General features: G+C 58.1%; 17 protein-coding genes. 7 read left to right on the forward strand and 10 right to left on the reverse strand.

Translation table 11 applies throughout. The features are described from left to right. Positions 1–107 precede the first annotated feature (107 nt). The 6 genes from FJ145_02500 to FJ145_02525 form a co-directional block, all read right to left on the reverse strand. Positions 108–1,076 carry an ABC transporter substrate-binding protein gene (locus FJ145_02500; GenBank protein ID MBM4260289.1) on the reverse strand — a complete coding sequence of 323 codons (969 nt, stop codon included), beginning with the start codon at positions 1,074–1,076 and terminating at the stop codon, positions 108–110. Between the two features lie 7 nt (positions 1,077–1,083). Further along, complete coding sequence (locus tag FJ145_02505) at positions 1,084–1,575, reverse strand: (2Fe-2S)-binding protein (GenBank protein ID MBM4260290.1); 492 nt, start codon at positions 1,573–1,575, stop codon at positions 1,084–1,086. Between the two features lie 90 nt (positions 1,576–1,665). Then, positions 1,666–2,529, reverse strand: coding sequence for a xanthine dehydrogenase family protein subunit M (locus FJ145_02510; protein MBM4260291.1), 864 nt, complete (start codon positions 2,527–2,529; stop codon positions 1,666–1,668). A gap of 150 nt (positions 2,530–2,679) precedes the next feature. Further along, a complete protein-coding gene (locus tag FJ145_02515) occupies positions 2,680–4,974 on the reverse strand; it encodes a xanthine dehydrogenase family protein molybdopterin-binding subunit (GenBank protein MBM4260292.1) in 2,295 nt (764 codons plus the stop codon). A 63-nt stretch (positions 4,975–5,037) separates the two neighbouring features. Continuing rightward, positions 5,038–7,329 (reverse strand): xanthine dehydrogenase family protein molybdopterin-binding subunit, encoded by a 2,292-nt coding sequence (locus tag FJ145_02520; GenBank protein ID MBM4260293.1) that lies wholly within the window; start codon positions 7,327–7,329, stop codon positions 5,038–5,040. Between the two features lie 152 nt (positions 7,330–7,481). Beyond that, positions 7,482–8,411, reverse strand: coding sequence for an ABC transporter substrate-binding protein (locus FJ145_02525; protein ID MBM4260294.1), 930 nt, complete (start codon positions 8,409–8,411; stop codon positions 7,482–7,484). Here FJ145_02525 and FJ145_02530 point away from each other — a divergent pair. Further along, positions 8,323–9,219 carry a hypothetical protein gene (locus tag FJ145_02530; GenBank protein ID MBM4260295.1) on the forward strand — a complete coding sequence of 299 codons (897 nt, stop codon included), beginning with the start codon at positions 8,323–8,325 and terminating at the stop codon, positions 9,217–9,219. The genes FJ145_02525 and FJ145_02530 overlap by 89 nt on opposite strands. 138 nt (positions 9,220–9,357) lie before the next feature. Further along, complete coding sequence (locus FJ145_02535; GenBank protein MBM4260296.1) at positions 9,358–10,392, forward strand: cupin domain-containing protein; 1,035 nt, start codon at positions 9,358–9,360, stop codon at positions 10,390–10,392. A gap of 316 nt (positions 10,393–10,708) precedes the next feature. On the opposite strand, the gene FJ145_02540 is transcribed toward FJ145_02535, so the two are convergent. The 4 genes from FJ145_02540 to FJ145_02555 form a co-directional block, all read right to left on the reverse strand. Then, a complete protein-coding gene (locus tag FJ145_02540; GenBank protein ID MBM4260297.1) occupies positions 10,709–10,951 on the reverse strand; it encodes a glycine/betaine/sarcosine/D-proline family reductase selenoprotein B in 243 nt (80 codons plus the stop codon). A 27-nt stretch (positions 10,952–10,978) separates the two neighbouring features. Beyond that, positions 10,979–12,040: a glycine/betaine/sarcosine/D-proline family reductase selenoprotein B gene (locus tag FJ145_02545; protein MBM4260298.1), complete on the reverse strand. Its 1,062-nt coding sequence runs from the start codon at positions 12,038–12,040 to the stop codon at positions 10,979–10,981. Positions 12,041–12,182: 142 nt separating this feature from the next. After that, a complete protein-coding gene (locus tag FJ145_02550; GenBank protein MBM4260299.1) occupies positions 12,183–13,490 on the reverse strand; it encodes a hypothetical protein in 1,308 nt (435 codons plus the stop codon). A 262-nt stretch (positions 13,491–13,752) separates the two neighbouring features. Beyond that, positions 13,753–15,069 (reverse strand): hypothetical protein, encoded by a 1,317-nt coding sequence (locus FJ145_02555; GenBank protein MBM4260300.1) that lies wholly within the window; start codon positions 15,067–15,069, stop codon positions 13,753–13,755. Between the two features lie 204 nt (positions 15,070–15,273). Between FJ145_02555 and FJ145_02560 the strand changes: the two genes are divergently transcribed. The 5 genes from FJ145_02560 to FJ145_02580 all read left to right on the forward strand — a co-directional run bounded on the left by FJ145_02560 (position 15,274) and on the right by FJ145_02580 (position 18,823). Next, positions 15,274–16,209 carry a TIGR03619 family F420-dependent LLM class oxidoreductase gene (locus FJ145_02560; protein ID MBM4260301.1) on the forward strand — a complete coding sequence of 312 codons (936 nt, stop codon included), beginning with the start codon at positions 15,274–15,276 and terminating at the stop codon, positions 16,207–16,209. A 145-nt stretch (positions 16,210–16,354) separates the two neighbouring features. Further along, positions 16,355–17,356 (forward strand): asparaginase, encoded by a 1,002-nt coding sequence (locus tag FJ145_02565; protein MBM4260302.1) that lies wholly within the window; start codon positions 16,355–16,357, stop codon positions 17,354–17,356. Between the two features lie 74 nt (positions 17,357–17,430). After that, entirely contained in the window at positions 17,431–18,261 is an 831-nt protein-coding gene (locus FJ145_02570) for a hypothetical protein (GenBank protein MBM4260303.1), read from the forward strand. 16 nt (positions 18,262–18,277) lie between these two features. Continuing rightward, positions 18,278–18,577 carry a hypothetical protein gene (locus tag FJ145_02575; GenBank protein ID MBM4260304.1) on the forward strand — a complete coding sequence of 100 codons (300 nt, stop codon included), beginning with the start codon at positions 18,278–18,280 and terminating at the stop codon, positions 18,575–18,577. Positions 18,578–18,589: 12 nt separating this feature from the next. After that, positions 18,590–18,823: a hypothetical protein gene (locus FJ145_02580; GenBank protein MBM4260305.1), complete on the forward strand. Its 234-nt coding sequence runs from the start codon at positions 18,590–18,592 to the stop codon at positions 18,821–18,823. The last annotated feature ends 20 nt before the right edge of the window (positions 18,824–18,843 follow it).

The raw sequence follows: 18,843 nt of genomic DNA on the forward strand, positions 1-18,843 counted from the left end.
GCGCTCCGTTCAATCACTTCGTTCCGTTCAAACCGTCTTCGGAAGTTCAAACCGCCTCAACTTCCGCCTTCTTCTCCCGCGCCGCGGAAGAAGAGAAGCCCAAGAATTTACCGTCCTTTGATCCCAAGTTCCCGTTGCACCTCGCGCAATAGCGTCAGATCAGACACCTCGCTCAGCGCCATCTCGCGGCTGATATTCGCCTCGGCGCGCGCCTGCTCCAGCACCAGACGCAAACCGCTCTCCGGGATCATGCCATCGGCATTGAACACTTTCACCGCCGAGTCGTACGCCGAGGCGGCGGAGCTGCGATCCGTGCGTCCCCAGGCGGCGAGGATTTGAATCGATTCGTCGCGGTTTTCGCGGATGAATCGATTGGCGCGCACGAAGGCTTTGAGAGTGCGTTTTACTTCGTCGGGTTTCTCAGCGATTTTTTTGGCATTCACCCCGAGCCCAACGAAGGGAAACGTAAAGATCTCGTAGGCACGAGCGAGAATATTGAACCCAGCTTTTCTGCCCTCGGCATCGGCCGGCGGTGCGATCACCGCGACATCGACGATGCCCTCTTTCAAAGCCGCAAAGCGAGCGCGGTCAGGTCCTAGCGCAACGATCTTCATTTGCTTGTCGGGATCGACGCCGTAGTGCTTGATCATCATGCGCCCGGCGATATCGTCCGACGCGCCGTAGGAGCCGATCGCCATGGTCTTGCCGCGCAGCTCTTTGACCGCCTTGTACTCGGGGCGGGCGATGAGCGCATGGGTCGAACCGTCGATGAAGCTCGCCACCACGCGCAGGGGCATACCGCGCACCGCCGCACGCACCACCGAGCCGAAGACCGTCGTGTAGTCTATGTCACCGCTCGCCAGCGCGGTGATCGACACCGGCGGCCGCATGGCGATGATTTCCGGTTCCAAGCCTTCGTCTTTGAAGTAGCCTTTCTTAGCGGCCACGCCGGCGGTCATAAAGGAAACGTTGAAGTTCGCCACGGCGATACGAATCTTGTCGGCGGCTAACGCCTGCGGCCAATTGGCACACACCAATGCCAAGGTTACAAATAGAACCGGAAAGATTTTTCTCATTCAGATTTCAGCCCTTCGGATGGGATTGCGCCTGCGCAGCTTCAAGTATCGATTGAGCGATGGCGCCGTAGGCGCCGCAGCGGCAGATGTTGCCGCTGAGCCATTCGGCGATCTGCTCACGGGTGGGGTTCGGGTTTTCGAGGAGAAGGCCCTTTGCCGCCATGATCTGGCCAGGCGTGCAATAGCCGCACTGGGCGCCGATGTTGCGAATGAATGCTTCTTGCAGCGGATCGAGCTTGTCGCCTCGGGCGACGCCTTCGATGGTTAGGACAAACTTCCCGTTGGCTTCGAAGGCCAAATAGTTACAGGAGCTCACGGTGTGGTTGTCGACAAGGACGGTGCAGGCGCCGCAGACTGCCGACTCGCAGGAGCGCTTGGTGCCGGTGAAATGGATGCGATTACGGAGAAACTCGAGCAACGTTTCTTCGATGGGAACCTCGCCGGACCAGGTGGTGCCGTTGACGGAGACTGAAAGATTAAATCTTGATTGAGAATTCATTTTATTGCTTCGGGCCCCGACAATCTCTTCTCCCGCGCGGGCCCCTATCCTAACCTTCCCCCGAGGCGGGGGAAGGAACATACTCAGAACTCAGCTCAATGCTTTTTCCACCGCCTCCCCTAATACATCCCCTAGCATCACCGTCGTCATGTAGAGCTTATAATCCGCGCTGCCCAACAAGTCATCTACCGGGCGGATCAGTTCACGTAGTTTGCTTTTTTCCTCCGAGATTATGCTCTTCGCACCATCGATCGTCGCACCTTTTATCTTCGCTTCCAGATCCGTCAATCGCAGCGATTTGGGCCCGACGCAGCCGACAGCAAGGCGCGCCTCTTCAACGGCGCCGCTGTTCATTCGCACCGCCGCCGCCACACCCAGCGTCGGCCGTTGATAGCGGTGCAGGCGCTGATAGCCGCTCTTCATCCCGCTGGGCAAGAATGGAACCTCGACCTCTACTAGAAGTTCGCTTGGCTGCAAAGCGGTCGCATACATGTCGACGAAAAAATCGGCGAGCGGCAGTTTGCGCTCACCTTGGCTACTTCCAAGCACAACCGCAGCGTCATGCACTAACAAAACCGTTCCCGGATCGGAATGGGGATCGTTGAACGCGAGGTTGCCGCCAAGCGTGCCCTGGTTGCGCACACGCACGTTGGCGAGATGCGATTCCGCGTAGGCGAGCGCCGGTGCATGCTGGCGAATCAAGGGATGGCTCGCCAATTCCTGATGGCTGACGCAGGCGCCAACCCGGATCGCGTTGGTGTCCATAGTGATTCGGTGCAGGCGATCGATCTTTTTGACGTCGACTAGGGTTTCTGTTTCAAGCAAGCCGTTGCGTAAAAGGAGCAGCAGCTCCGCACCGCCCGCGTAGATCTTGGCGCCCTCGCCGAGATCGGCGAGCGCGGCGGACGCTTCGGCGATGGTCGTTGGTTGGATTAGCTGTAGTCGCTGTAACATGTCGTTGTCTCGAAGTTCCGAATCTTACCCCCTCTCCCTCTGGGAGAGGATCGAGGTGAGGGCGCGTTGTGACACGATTCTGCGACGCTTCGAACGGCCCTCACCCTAGCCCTCTCCCACAGGGCGAGGGAATCTGAGTTCGGGAAGTCGCTAAATTTTTCCCATCGCTTTTAGAATTTTCTCCGGCGTAATCGGCAGCGATCTTACCCGCACACCCAGCGTATCATAAACCGCGTTGCCAATCGCTGGCCCCACCGTCACGATCGACGTCTGTGCCATGCCTTTCGATCCGAACGGCCCCGGACCGTCGCCCTTTTCCAACATTGATGAGTAAAAAGTCTCCGGCAAGTCCTTCAGCACCGGCAAGCGATATTGAAACGGGTCGCCATTTTGAAACTGCCCGTCCTGATAAATCGTCTCTTCGAACAGCGCGTGGCCGAAGCCCATCACGGCGCCGCCGTCTACCTGCGATTTCGCCGACGGATAGTGGATCGCTTTGCCGGCGTCGGCGATCACGGCGTAGCCCAGCACCCGCAGTTCGCCGGTGTCGCGATTCACTTCGATCTCCACCGCGGCGCCGCTCGGTGCCCAGTGGTCCATGCCGGTAAATGCCGAGTCTTTCACCATCGGTGGCACACTGTGATAGCCCACCGCTTTGAGCACCACGCTGTTGCCGACGACGCGGATGATTTCGTTGATCGAAAAACTGGTCTCGCCCCAGCAAAGCCGGCCGTCGATGATCTGCCATTCTTCCGGCTTGCCGCCTTTCACTTGCGACGCGAGCGAGAGCAGATCGGCCTTTAAAGTTTTACTTGCATTATGGACCGCGTTGCCCATCTGCATCGTCGTGCGCTGGGCGCTGACGCCAGCAAACGGCAAGCTCACTGCGGTGTCGGGGGTTTTCACCCGCACTTGTGACTGGGAAATGCCGAGGGTCTGCGCCGCCACCACGCTAAAAAGATTATGCGTGCCCTGGCCAATCTCCGGCGCGTTGTGCTGCACGGTGACGACACCGCGCGCGTCCATCGTCACGAGCGCATAGGCGCGCCCGCCGCCCTGTGAGCCGTGGCGCAGGCTCAGCGCCATGCCGCGGCCGCGCACCCAGCGCGAACCAGTGGCCCAATTCTTTGCCGGTTCGACACTCGATTTACCGTCCCAGCCGATGCCGTCGATGGCCTCTTGCATGAGGTCAAGATAATCGGTGTCCATCTTCGGTGTGCCGGCACAGACGAAGTCGCCGCGCAGCAGCACGTTTTTCTTGCGGAACTCATAGGGGTCGATGCCCAACTGGCGCGCCACGCTGTCCATGGCGCACTCGATGGCCCAAGTGGTTTGAATTTTTCCGGTGGCGCGCGTGTGGCCCGCCGGTACTTTGTTGGTGTAGACGCCCTTGCCGCGAATGCGCAGGTGCGGCAGGCGATAACAGCCCCAGGCCGAAATCACGGAATTATGCACCGCGGTCAGTCCGCCCGTGGTGTAGGCACCGGTATCGACAACCAGTTCGACGTCCAGCGCGGTCAGCGTCCCGTCGGCCTTCACGCCAATCTTGAGCTTGACGAATTCCGCATGGCGCGAGTTCTGGCGAAAGCTTTCTTCGGCCGATGGAATCAAGCGCACCGGCCGGCCGATCTTGCGCGATAGAAACAGCGCCGCGAAATGGGCCGGCGTCGGAATCTTCGAGCCAAAGCCGCCGCCGACAAAGGGCACGCGGACGCGAACTTTGTCCGATTCGATGCCGAGAAAATGGGCGAACTCCTGCGCGTCGCGCGTCGGCGAGCTGGTGGGAATCCAGACGTTAGCTTCGCCGTTCAAGTATTGGCAGAGAAAGCCGCCCACCGGCTCCATCGGATGGTGGAACATCGACGGCGATGAGTAACTTTCTTCGAAAATGCGATCCGCTTGGCGCATCCCTTCGTCGACATCGCCCCAGATCAAACTGTCCTCGGCAAGCAGATTGGTGCCGCGCTCTTCGTGCAGGATTGCCGCTCCCGGATCGAGCGCTTCAATCGCATTGAACACCGGCGGCAGCGGCTCATAGTCAACCTGAACTTTCTCCAAAGCTTTTTTCGCCGTGCGCATGTCTTCGGCAACAACGACGGCAACCAGGTCGCCGTCGTAGCGGACTTTGCTCGTCGCGACAAAGTCCTGATCGTCGATGCCCTTCAAGTGTTCGTGCGGCGCGAGCTTCAAGCGTGGGCTCACGCCGTCGAGGTGTTCCCGATCGACGACCGCCAGCACGCCTGGCATCTTCAGCGCCTCGGAAGCATCGACGCGGCGAATGCGCGCGTGCGAGTAGGGGCTCATCAACGCCGCGCCGTAGGCGGTGTTCGGCAAGTCCGGCAAGTCTTCAACGTACTGTGCCACCCCGGTGACCTTGTCGCGCATGTCGATGCGGGGGGACGCAGAATCGATTTTGGACTTTAGATTTTGGCTTTTGGATTCCATCGCTTAAGCCCGAATCGTAAGGGGTAAGGCGTAAGCGGTAAGGGGGTCTAGATCCGGATCGCCTTACCCCTTGCCACTTCCGATCTTCTTTTGTACCAGCTCCGGCACCAACGGCACCGCCTGGATCCGCGCTCCCGTCGCAGCAAACACCGCGTTCCCCACCGCCGGCGCTACGGGGAGAATTCCGCCCTCGCCCATTCCCTTCGCACCGTAGGGCCCCGGGCCGCCGCCGCCTTCCATGATGTGGGTGGAAAACGCCGACGGCAAATCGGTGAAGCGCGGCAGCCGATAGTCGATCAACGTGCCGTTCAAGAGCTGACCTTTGTCATACGCCAAGTCTTCAAACAGAGCTTGGCCCAGACCGAACACCGCCGCGCCTTCGTCTTGACCGTGGCATTGCAGCGGATGGATCATCTTGCCGGCGTCGGTAAGCGAGACATAGCGCAGCAACTTCACTTCGCCGGTTTCGGTGTCGACTTCCACTTCCGCGGCGCCAAAGCCGATCTCCCAAAACGGCGACGGGAAACCGAGCGGCACGTTGTTGTCTTTCTCAATCTTGAAATAGCCGCGGCCCCAGATCTCCCCTTCCGATTCTCTGAAATGACGTTGCATCACGTCACGGTAGCTCAGCTTTTGCTCGCCATGGTTCGCCATACCATTCTCAAGTTTCACTTTATCTACGGGTGCCTTCAAAACGGCTGCGGCCGCTTCGATCAACTGCCGGCGCGCGTCGCGCGCTGCCTTGAGCACCGCCTGGCCCATGATCGACGTGGCGCTGCTGGCGTTGGTGCCTTTATCGAAAGGTGTGTAGTGAGTGTCGAGCACAGCGACCCGCACTTGATCCGTTGGCATCGACAACTCTTCGGCGACCACCTGCATAAACGCCGTGCGCATGCCTTGCCCGACTTCCACGGAGCCCGTCGACAAGAGCGCGCTGCCATCGAAGAAAATTTTCACCGTCGCGTTGGCCGGCTTGTTGGTGCCACCTCCGTCTTTCATCGCCGTGGCGATGCCGATGCCGCGCCGCTTGGGACCAGAGTCTTGATGTGCGTCGGGCTTCGCGTCCCAACCGATCGCCTGGGCGACGCTGCGGAGTCCTGCTTTGAGATCGCAATCGATGGGCGTGTCACCGGGTGAAAAACTCTCACCGCGGTCGAGCAGATTTTTCATTCTAATTTCGAAGGGATCGAGCGCCATGCGATGGGCGATCATGTCGATGTGAGTCTCGTAGGCGTAAGCCACCTGTGGCCCGCCGAAACCGCGAAAGGCGCCGGCCGGCACCGTGTTGGTATAAACCGAGTAGGCGTTGGTGAGCACGTGTGGCAAACGGTACGGGCCGTGGGCGCGGTAGCCGGCTTTTTCCGTCACCGATGGGCCCGAGTTGGCGTAGGCGCCGCCGTCGAGATAAACCTCGCAGTGGCGCGCCACGAACGTGCCGTCTTTTTTCACGCCAGTTTTCAAAGTCATCTTGGCTCGCGGCTGGCAGATCGTCTTGAAGGTTTCTTCTGAGCCGAAGGCGAGCTTCACCGGACGGCCGGTCATTTTTGATAAGCAGCCGGCGATGCCCTCGGTCTTGATGCCACTCTTGGCACCGTAGCCGCCGCCGACGCTGGGGACGATGACACGCACGGCGCTGAACGGCAGGCCAAAAACGCGAGCTAACTCTTGGCGCACAGGGAATGGGCTCTGCGTCGCCGACCAAACCGTCATCACATCGCCTTCGAACTGCGCGACGCAGACATGGGGCTCCATCGGATAGTGCTGCGCGCTGGGAAAATAGAAAGTGTCTTCGAATATTTGATCTGAATTCTTGAAACCATCGCCGACGTCGCCGCGCTCGTGGCGGAAGTGCAGACAGATGTTGGTATCGTGATGGACGACATGCGAGCCATAGCGGCCGTAGCCCGGATCGCGGCGGTCAAGGTTTTCGTGCACCAGCGGTGCGCCGGCCTTGAGCGCCTCATCGATGTTCAAGACCGCGGGCAGCTCATCGTAATCGACCTCGATGAGCCCTACCGCTTCCTGCGCGGTGTGCGTGTCCACCGCCGCGACCGCGGCGACCATGTCGCCGACGTAGCGCACTTTGTCGGTGGCGAGGATCTGCTGATCGCGCACGTAGGCGCCAAAGGAGTTGGACGCGACGTTGATGTTATCCCGTGTGAGGATCGCCAAAACGCCGGGAATCGCCGCCGCCTTGCTCGTGTCGATGCGGCGAATCCGCGCATGCGGCACCGGGCTGCGTAAAACTTTGGCAATGGCCATGCCCGGCAAGCGGAGATCGCCGGCGTAGATGGCGTGGCCTGAAACTTTGTCCTCGCCGTCGATGCGGCGAACGCTGACGCCTACGGCTGCCATTCTATTTCCCTTCGTTACTTCGTCCGCAGACAAATTGTTTCCCCCTTTGACAAAGGGGGGCTAGGGGGGATTTTCCCACGGCGCGAGTGCGTGCTTGGCGTCCACGATACTACAGATGCTCGACTTGCGACACAGAATACGATCATCTCGTGCTACTTGATGCTGGCGGTCACTTCGCGCAGCAAGCGATAATCGACGATATCGTTCAACAGGATCGACTTCTTCGCCCCCGGCTCGTTCCTCACCTGTTCGAAATAGGGATCCAAGATCGACGCGGGCATAGTGCCATCGCTGCTCATGGTGTCCAGCATCACTTTGTAAACCTCTTCACCCGTGTCGCGCTCCAGGCCAAACCGCTTGGCGATGAACTCGACGACTTCATTTTTCTCTTGCCGCAGACGCCGCAAAGAAAGCAGGTACGCGCGCAGTACCCGGCGCACCTGATCGCTGTTCTTTTCCACCTTGGCGGCGCTGGTCACCATTCCGGTCAGCGGCTGTGCCAGATAACTGCCGGCAAACAGCAGCTCCTTGAAGCCTTTCTTCTTCATGCGCGAGTTCCACGGCACCGGCTGGATCGCCGCATCCACCGAGCCGATCTCCATCGCCGCCATGCGCACCGAGGCCGCGCCGATGGCGATGTAGACAACATCGCGCTCCGGGTCGAGTCCGCCGGCACGGATCGCCGCTTTGGCCGCCTGGCCGCCACTATCCTGCGGCGAACTGACGGCGATCTTTTTGCCGCGCAGTTCCTTTACGCTTTGAATCGTTGGCGGCGTCATCAGATAAAACAGCGGCTGAGTAAAGCTGTAAGCAACGATCTTGAGTGGCAGGCCGCGCACTGCCGCGCGCATGGCCGTGCCCGCGCTGATCATGTAGTCCAACTCCTGAGTGTTGACGGCCGCGGCAGCGAGATCGGTGCGCAGAAAGCGAAATTCGAGATGGATCCCCTCATTGCGGTAGAAGCCCTTGTCGATACCGTAGAGAATCGGCGCGATGGTGATGCTCTCGCTGTTGTGGCTGATAACCGCGCGCTCGCCCTGCGCCCACGCGAAGTCATGGGCGCAGCACAAGAGCACCAACATTGACAATCTCAACAGCGTTCCGCTAAGTTCGGTCACAAGATCATGTGCTCTCAACGAGAGGATTAGAAACGTGGCCGAACATATCAAAATGACCGCTCAACAAGCAAAGCAAAAAGCCGAAGGAATTCGCAAAGTCATCCTCGACACCTACCACAACGAAGTAAAGCCATCGCCGTTTTTCACCGACCTGCGCGCCGGCACGCTGTCAAAAAAACGGCTGCAGGGCTGGATCACCAATTGGTACAGCTTTGCCCTCGAAGTGAACACTGGCATGGCAACGTCGTACCATCAGTTCGTCGGCTTTTTTAAACGCCACCCCGATCTGGAAAACCGCATCGCGCAAAAGATCGGTGAAGAATTCACCACGCCGGCCATCGGCGGTCACGCGCGCATGCTGCCCGTCCTCGGCAAAGCTCTTGGCGTGACCGCGGACCAGATGATCGAGTGCGAGCTGATCCCTGAGGCGCGCGGCCTGGTCGATTTCTTCGTCCGCTCGTGGATCGATATCCCACTCGCCGAATGCTACGCCGTGCACATGGAAGAGGAGATCTTCGGCTTCATCTCGCGCGACTTTCGTCAGAGCCTGCCGAAATACGGCATCACCAACGAAGACATGAAATATTTCCGCGTCCACGAAGAAGCCGACCTGGACGAAGACCACGGCGGCACCAACCAAGCGATCTTAGAAGTCGCGCTGCAAGAAGGCTACGGCAACGAACGCGCCGGCTGGCCGCTGGAATATTGCGGCAAGATCGCGGTGCAGATGATCGGTAATTTTTACGACGGGGTTTATCGCCGTTACGCGTAAGATTATTAATCACCACGAAGGACACGAAGTGCACGAAGGAAGAATGGATAATGGAAAATGTTTCCGGACTTCGTGTCCTTCGTGTCTTCGTGGTGCAAATAATTCCTCCGCTCGCAATTACTTGCTAACGAGGATCCCATGGCTCAACCCAAAGAAATCCAAGAGCTAAACGACTTACTAAAACCCCGCTGGGTCTCCGGCCTGTGGAACGTCGATCATGCCGAGCGGCCGTCCGATCCGAAGACCAAGGTCAAGCCGCATCTTTGGAAGTGGCACGATATCTACGACAGCCTGGTGCAGGCCAAGGATAAGATTTCCGTGGCGCGCGGCAGCGTCGAGCGGCGCGTGATCCGGTTGGTCAATCCCGGCATGGCTGAGAGTGAAATGACTAGCCACACGATTTTGCTCTCGTTCCAATTGATCCAGCCCGGCGAAGTGGCGCCTGGGCATCGCCATACCATGTCGGCGTTTCGTTTTATCCTGCAGGGCCACGGTGCCTACACCAACGTCGATGGCCAGAAGATGGTGATGGAAGACGGCGATTTGATTCTCACGCCGCAGGGCTGCTGGCATGAGCACGCGCACGAGGGCGATCGAAACATGCTGTGGATCGACGGCCTCGACGTGCCCTTTGTGCAGGCGCTGCAACAAATCTCTTTCGATCCCTACAAGCAGGGCCGACTACCGGTGAAAGAGACCGTCGATCCCGCAAGCTTTTACGGCATGACCCGCCCTGTCGGTAACGAGCTGCCTGAAACTCCGAAAGTACTGCACTATCGTTGGCGCGAAACCTACCCCAAGCTGCAAGGCCTGGCGCGCGCTGCGAACAATCCGTATGACGGCGTGGCGCTGGAATACATCAACCCGCAGACCGGCGGTCCGACCTTCCCAACCATGTCGTGCCGCATCCAAATGCTCCGACCGGGTGAGAAAACTCAATCACACCGCCACACCAGCACGAGCATCTACCACGCCTTCCGCGGCAGCGGCACGACAATGATCAACGACCATCCCTTTCGCTGGCAAAAAGGCGACACGTTCGTCGTGCCGCTATGGCACTGGCATGAGCACGCCAACGCTTCGGCGAGCGACGAAGCCCTACTGTTTTCGATGCACGACGAGCCGATCTTGCGAGTTTTTGGGCTCTATCGGGAGGAGGCACAGTCGAGTTAACGGCAGGATTCGAATAAACAGTCGCAGCTCAGGACCTAAATTCGATCGACAACTCCGGAACTTTCTCGAAATCCCGGCGATTGCGTGAAATTGAAATCGCCGCATGGACAACGCAAATCGCGGCGATCGGCAAGTCAACCGAGGCTTGCAGCGCTTGAAAGCGCTCAGACCCGCCCCAACGATTCGCATCTTGATTTTGCGTTCTCTGCGTTCTTTGCGGTTAGCAATTCCGAATCCGGATACGGATGGCGCGATAAATCGCGTCCCTACATCCAAACTCGTTTTCGCTTTTTTGCGGCCAAGCTTCTTTTCGTTTTCACCCGCCGCTCGGGGCAAACACCGTCGGCTCCTGCACGTCGCTCTCCAACGCTTTTAACGCGGTCTCGACGATTTGCTTGCGCAGCTTTGCATCCAGCTCGGCCGGTAATGCTGGGTCGCCGCAGGGATGCGGGATGCTGATGCCTTTTATTATTCTGCGCGCCTTCACCTGTTCCGCTACGGGATACATCGCGGTGACCAACGCCACCGGCAAACCTGCCTTCTCGAGTTCTTTGCTCATCACAGCGCCGCTGCGAGTGCAGGTTCCTCACGTCGAGACGAAGAGGACGCCCTCGACGTTGTCCTTTTTTAAATCGTCGGCGATTTCTTTGCCGACCCGGCGCATTACTGCCGGCGAGCCTTGATTGCCGGGTATCACGTAGTACGCCGGATACAGTTTGCCCTTGCCGATCACGCCTTCTTCTTCTAATTTGCGCAGCGCATCCAGCGGCACGCCATAGTGCGGGTTCTTGTTCATGAAGGCCGTGTTGTAGCCACCATGCACCGCCTCCCACTTGCCTGCTTCGAGGTGCCTGACCTCAGAGATGTTGTATTTTTCCCAGTGCGTGTTGCGAAAAGTCTTGAACTTGCCAGGGTTGCCCCAGGGCACGACGCCGCTGGTGGTGATGACCGCGATGTTGCGGTCTTTGACATGGTCTAGCTTGGGCGCCGCCGAGATATCGTCCCATACTTCCATGGCAATTTCGCTCTCAAACGGCTGGTTGTTGATCTTCTTGAGCAGCATATCGATGGCCCGTTCGAAACCCGGGCGATCGGTCTTTTCTAAGCGACGAATGCCGCGCGGCAAGTATCCCTCTTTTTTCGCCGCGCCGATGGTTTCACCGGAGGCCAAGCGAACCGCGAAATTGGCCAGCGCTTTCAGCGCATCCGCCATCCCCGCCGTTGTTTCCGCGGTCGGCAAGCAGAAATAGTTAGGGTTAACGTGATCGCGATAGGTGCCAATGGCCGGGTTCTCATCGTGCATAGCAGTGACGCAGGGGATGTTTAGCTCCTTGGTAATCGCGTTGCAGATCTCAACGCAGCTCATGCCGTAACGTCCGGCGTTGAACGCCGGCCCGGCCACCACGACTTGCGGGTGTTTGGCTTTCACCGCATCGAGAATTGCTTTGAACGCTTCATCTTTGTGCTCGTGAAAATAGTTGTCGCCGTAGTAAACCGTGCCGAGTATCTGCGCGCGGTCACCAAGCTGCAATTGCAAGCCTCGTGCAGCACCTGCGGCGCCATCACTCACGCCAACACCAACATTGGCTTTGTCCTCGCCACCGATGCCGGCGAAAAACTGATTGACGACATGGACGACAGTGATCATGGCAATTCCTCCTTAGATGGAATCAAGAGACTCACCGCAGAGGCGCGGAGAGCACAGAGATCGGAATAAAGATATTTCTTGTGACAGACCTCTGCTTCTGAAATCTGTGTTCTCGGCGTCTCCGTGGTGAAATCCGTTATCTTCAATACTCCACGCAGCGCCACTCTTTTTGCCCCCAGAGATCGGCCCCGCCGATGATGACCTCGCGCGATTCGATCGCCAACGGACCCAACGCTGGCACCGGTTTGGCACCGGGAAAAGGCAGTATCTTGAAATCCTCATAGGGTCCGACCACACGTTCCATTTGCGGTAGCGTCATGGCACGATCTTGGGTGCCGGTACTGACGACAGCAGTCGCTTCGGCGACATAAAACAATATCGGGCTGTCAGTGCCCTGTTGGCCGCCGCCCTCGTAAGTCACCAGAGTCGTGTTGATGCTGCGCTTTTCGCACTCGCGCACCGTAAACATGACATCGACAAAGGCGTTGCCGCCGCCAATCCAGGTGATCAGCGCACCGTTGGCTCCCAGCGCCCTGGCCAGACGCGCAGTATTTTGCGCGCCGACCTCCTTGCCATGCGCGGTGTCGAAGCGAATGCGCTGCAAAATCACCCCGCCGAAATTCAACGTCCGGCCATGCTCGGCATACAAGCCGAGGATCAGCGGATGATTTTGCCAATCCCACGTCGTCGGGTAATAGCCGCGGCCTGAGCGCGTAGTATCAACTGTAATAGCACCGTCGAACACCTCATTGGGGTGAACGAAAGTTGCCAGCGATTCGCGAAACGACAACCCGTAGTAGCCCACCCCGGAATGGCCATGCTGCGGATCGGTGATGCAGCCTTGAATCAGCATGACCGTCGGCAAAGACGAGTTCTGCTGCGGTGAGTCGTAGGTTTGCACAGCGACCGGCGTCATAGCTTCGGTGACTTGGGCCAAGCGCTGCGCCACTTTGCACTCAGCCTGTTGGAACGCATGATGCGCTTCCAACTCTCCCAAGCCGTCAACAATGCGGAAGCTAATGACGAGATGCTTGTAAGTGCTAAAGCGCGTGACCTCGGCGCCGGGGCCGGTCATATCGAGGATCGCGCTGCGTTGTATCGTCGTACCGGCGCGAATAGTACCTTCGTATTCCGCCGCGACGATGACAGTCATTCCTGACAGACGATGGGTTCTACCGTCACCAACATCGGTGATGGGATTAGTAACACCAGGAAACACCTGCCCAGTGCCGGAAACTTTAACGCGCGGCTCGACCAAATCACGGATGCCGGTGATGCGAACTTTGTCGCCCGGGGCAGCGACGGCGAGGGAGACGTCTTCTATGCGTTTGTCCTGTTGGAGCAGATCGAGCAAGGCCCCTTCGTCGACTTCCAACTGACCGGCGTCGTAGGCGAAGCGCCGGCCGAGGCGAATGCGTTTAACGGGAAATTCTGCGAGTTCGAGTTTCACGGGACTGCCCTGTGTTGACTATACGGTTCGCTTAGCGAAGTAAGATTCCTTCTGCGTTTCATCCGCTCCGGTCCCCCTCTTTGAAAAAGAGGGGTTAGGGGAGATTTCTTGCATCACTGGTAGTGAAGCCAAAGGTTCGCGACGACATACCTCTCCACAACCCGCACAAATCCCCCTTTTCCAAAGGGGGATAGGGATCACGAACTCGTGCGAAGAGTGCCGCTGCGCACTCGTGTTCTGTCGAAACTCTTTCTAGTATTCGTTAATAAACCGCGCACTGCCAATCGCGCGCCCCCCAGTTGTCAACGCCACCGACGATCAAGTCGCGCGCATCCAAGGTCAACGGCCCCTTCGCCTCCACCAACGGCGCGCCGGGATAACTCAAAACCGAAAAACGTTCATACGGCCCGATAATACGCTCCGGCTCCGGTAGCTCTAACCAGCGGTCGCGGCTGCCGGTGCTGACCGCTGCCGTCGCTTCGGGGACATAGAATAACAGCGGCGAATCGATGCCGTCCTTGCCGCCAAATTCGTAGCTCACGAGCACAGTTCGGATGCCGCGTTTCTCACAGGCCTGCACTGTCAGCATCAAATCGACAAAAGCATTGCCCGACCCGGTCCACGCGACCAGAGCGCCGTCGGCGCCGAGTTGGCGCACCAGCCCGGCGGTATTCTGCGCGATGATTTCCTTATTGCGAAACACCTCGAACTGAATGCGCTCAAAAACCACGCCGAGAAAGTTCAACGTCTTGCCATGGGCGCGATATAAGTTGAGCGACAGCGGATGATTCTGCCAGTCCCAAGTAATCGGGAAATAGCCCACGGCGCGTGTCGCAGAGCTAGCAAACACACCGTCGATCAGCTCGTTGGGGTGCACGTAGGTCGCCAGCGACTCGCGCACCGGCATGCCGTAGTAGCTGATCCCCGAGTGGAATCCTTCGGCGTGGGCGATGCAGCCTTGCACCAGGACAACTTTGGGTAAACCCGCAGCGATCCTGCGATTGTCGAGGACCTCGATGTTCGCAGGCGTCTTATCGATGGTAACTTCCGCCAAGCGTCGTGCGGTCTTGAACTCCGCGGTTTGAATGGCGCTGTGATAGTCCCAGTCGGAAAGCTCCTCGGCGAGCTTTAGAATCAACACGAGCCCGGCCAGGTTACTGAACTTGGAGGCTGCCGCACCCGGCCCCCACATGTCGAGAATCGCGCTGCGCTGCACCAACAAACCGGCGCGCGCTTGTCCTTGAAACGCCGCCGTGGGAAACACCGCCATACCGGAGAGACGGTGAGTTCTCCCCTCACCTACGGGCGCAACCTCCGTCAGCGTGCCGGGAAAAACTTGACCCTGTCCCGCGACTTTGACGCGCGGCTCGACGACGTCGCGAATGCCCGTGACCCGGACTCTCTCACCGGGATGCACGACGGCGAAGGAGACCTCGAGCACCCGAGAATCTTGCAGGATCAAGTTCGTCAGCTCTTGACGATCAACCTCGAGCACGCCGTTCTCGTACGCGAAAGCTTTACTGAAGCAGATTTCACTTACCGGAAAATCGGCGATTTCGAGGCGCATACCAGGCGGCATGTTTCATTTATACAGGCAGCTTTCAGAATCTGTCAATGTAATCACGATACGTCATACCGGCGCAGGCCGGTATCCATCCGAAGCATTTCGCGCCACAGTGTGGATGCCGGCCTGCGCCGGCATGACGAACAAGCCAAACATCGATAATGGTGAATTGACCGTTTCGTTGTGCTATTCGAATGGACACGTTGGGAGGCAATTTCGATGACCAAGTTCGGTGTTTTTCTACCCGTATCCGGCAGAGCCGCCAGCCGCAAAACTTTGATGCAAGCGGCACAAGAAGCAGAGGCCCTCGGGTACGATTCTGTGTGGGCAGCAGATCGCCTCGTGATTCCGTGGAAAATCTCGACGACCTATCCGTACAGCAAAGAAGCGACTTTCATCGTGCCGCCGGATCGGCCGTTTTTCGATACCATGACTTGTTTGGCGTTTCTCGCCGGCTGCACGGAAAAAATCGAGCTCGGCATGAGCGTCATGGTACTGCCGTATCGTCATCCGCTGCATTGGGCGCGGATTGCCACCACCATCGATCAGCTCGCCACTGGGCGGCTGATTCTCGGCGTCGGCGTCGGTTGGATGGCGGAAGAGTTCAAAGCGATGAACTTGCCGTTCAAAGAGCGCGGCAAAATTTCCGACGAACAGCTCACGCTGCTGAAAAAACTCTGGAGCGAAGAGCACATTACCTTTCACGGCAATTACTACCATGCCGACGACATTGCGTTTCTGCCTAAGCCGCACCGTCAGCCGCGCATCCCGATCTGGGTTGGTGGCGAAGGCAAATACGCCCAGCGGCGCGCCGGCCAATACGGTGACGCATGGTTTCCCTACTTCGTAAAAGTTACGCCCAAAGAGTTGGCAGCTGGCTACGACAACGTGCGGGTTGAAGCTAAAAAGGCCGGCCGCAACCCCGATGAAGTGCAGCTCGCTTGCTGCTTGCCTGTGGAACTAACGCCAACCGCCGGTGCACCCATTAGCCATTATTTGAAAGGCGGTCTCGAACAGGTCGTCGCGCGCTTGCGGGAGTTTATCGCGGTCGGCTGCGTGCACATCGGTTTACAATTCATGATCCCGCATTATCCCGAGCGCAAGGAACAGATCGAGCGCTTCGCCAAAGAGGCGTTACCACTGTTGAAGTCGTGAATCGTGCTCGTGGCTCGGGGGAAATACGGCAGAACCTCCGAGTTCGACGGTTTGAACCGCTGGAACGGATTGAACCATAAACGTTCGCTTGATCTAAAACCATTGGACAGATAAAAACGTTGCAAACCATTAGGAAGGATTTTTCATGGCATTACCGAAAGTTGCGCTTATTCTCACCGGCGGCACCATCGATTCCGTCGGCAAAGACCGCTTGGATCTCGCCTGGTATATCGAAGCTGGCAAACGTTTAAACGACGGCGAGCTGCTGCAGCAGCTGCCGGAGCTAAAAGAGATTGCAGAAATCAAAGAAGTTCCGTTTCGCCGCTTGCCGAGTCACGCGCTGGTCGACAAAGATTGGCTCGACCTGGTGCGGACAATTCACAAGATCTTCGAGGAAGACAAGGCCGACGGCATCGTCATTACCCATGGCACGAACACCATCGAAGAGACCGCCTATTTTCTCAACCTAACTCTCAAGACCGATAAACCGGTGGTTGTCGTTGGCTCGATGCGGCCGTCGTCGGCGATCAGCGCTGACGGTTATTTGAACCTGGTCAACGGGATCAAAGTCGCCGCCGATCCGGGGTCCCGAGGCAAGGGCTGCCTGCTGGTGATGAACGACACCATATTCAACGGCCGCGACGTCACCAAAAACGCCACCTACCGCGTCGAAGCCTTTCAATCACGAGACCTTGGGCCGCTAGGATATGCCGACGGCGATGGCAAAATCGTTTTCTATCATCAGCCGGTCAAGAAGCACACCACAGCCACCGAGTTTGACGTGCGCGACCTCGACTCACTGCCCCGGGTCGACATGGTGCTCTCCTACGTGGGCGCCGACGGCACCATGATCGAGGCGGCGGCCAAGGCCGGCGCCAAAGGCATCGTTAGCGCCGGCACCGGCGCGGGTCGGCCAACACCGGCGGAAGACGCCGCCTTCGACGAATGTTTCAAAGAAACCGGCATGCTCATGTGCCTGTGCAGCCGCGTAGCATCGGGCCGGGTCGTGCGCAGCCCAGGCCTGACTCGCCGCGGCTTCGTTGCCGGCGACAATTTGCAACCGTGGAAGGCGCGCCTGCTGCTGGCACTCGCGCTGACCAAGACGACCAACGCTGACGAAATCCAGCGCATGTTTGACACGTACTAAACCGCTGAGCCTATCCTTCCTCACCGCAGGTATCATGGTGCGGCCGCGCTACGTGCGCAGCCGCACCACAGACTTTGCTCGCTCCTTCTCGACGTGACAACACGCCGTGCGACTGTAAGCGGCGTTTACAATTAGAGCATTTTTTGTGCGAAGTTCACGTTCTTTGTCACAAGACTGAATACCGCAGACGGAACGTCGTCAATGACAACAAGATGTTGGCAAAGTCCTTCTGGCAGTTGCAGGCAAGCGCTCTACAGCGAACACTGCGGGACAAGATCCAGCTCGAGCGGTTGGCGCCGAGCGCTTCGAGGGCACTCGAACGGGTCTGGCAAGTTAAATTTCCGGGTGATTCCTTACAGCAATTGCGTCAAGGCGTTCGCTCGACCGTAGCGCTGGTTTCTTGCGCGCTGCGTCGATGCTATCGACGGTTGCAGGCAGCGCCGCACCCGCGTTTGGAACCCGGTGCGCAGGTAGTCCCAAAGATTCAAATCTCGACCTATATCGCCGCCACGCCGGAGCAAGTTTGGGACGCGCTCACCAACCCGGCGATCACTGAACAGTATTGGTCCAATACGAGAGTGGAATCCGATTGGCAGGTGGGCTCGACGATTTACTACCGCCGCCATGGTAAGATGACCCATGAGCAGGTCGTGCTGCACGCCGAACCGCGGCGGATGCTTCGCTGCTCATTCTATCCAGTCACTACTGAATCACTGCATAGAGAATTGCCGTCCAGATTGTCGTTCGAAATCACTTCCGTCGGCCGGATGACGCGGCTCACTTTGATCCACGATGGGTTCGATCTTCACAGCCCGCAGTATCGCCCTTACCAAGAGTTTTGGCCGATGTTGTTGAGCAATCTCAAAACCCTCCTTGAAACCGGCCGGCCGTTATTTGGCGATTAACCAAGCCTGCAAACGCATGAACGACCTCACACAGGGACAGCACGGCAAGCTCGAACAACTATGCAATAACGGCGCTTTCACCCAAGCCCTGAATCTCACCCAGACGCTGCTGGCAATCAATCCAAACGACCGGGTGGCAGAACTCTATCAGCTCCTGGTGAACATCATTCTTTACGGCCCGCAGACATTCGAGAGCGCTGTCGACAGACTAAGCTGGCACATCGATATGACAGACCTGGACCGCAATCTCGTGCGCAAGATTTTGCGCATCTGCTACGACGCGGCAGAAAGCGAACAGGATCACGCGCGAGCATGAAGATATCAGCGCATGTTGCGGCGCCTGCTGCTGCACCAGCCGCTTGATGTGTCAACAATTGGTAAAGAAGTCCCGCTGTTTTCCACCTCCCGTGAGCCGATCGAATGGCGCGGAGACTTCTCTTTCCCCTCTGCGTCCCCGCCCGCACAATCACCAATATACAAAGCGAACCCCAATCTTGTCGCCAAATTTGTTTTGGGGGAAGCTCATGGTGTTATTGAACAAACTTGGACTATTGTCGTCTAAGGGACAATCACTTATGGAGC

Source organism: Deltaproteobacteria bacterium (assembly GCA_016874755.1).
Lineage (GTDB): Bacteria > Desulfobacterota > Binatia > UBA9968 > UBA9968 > DP-20.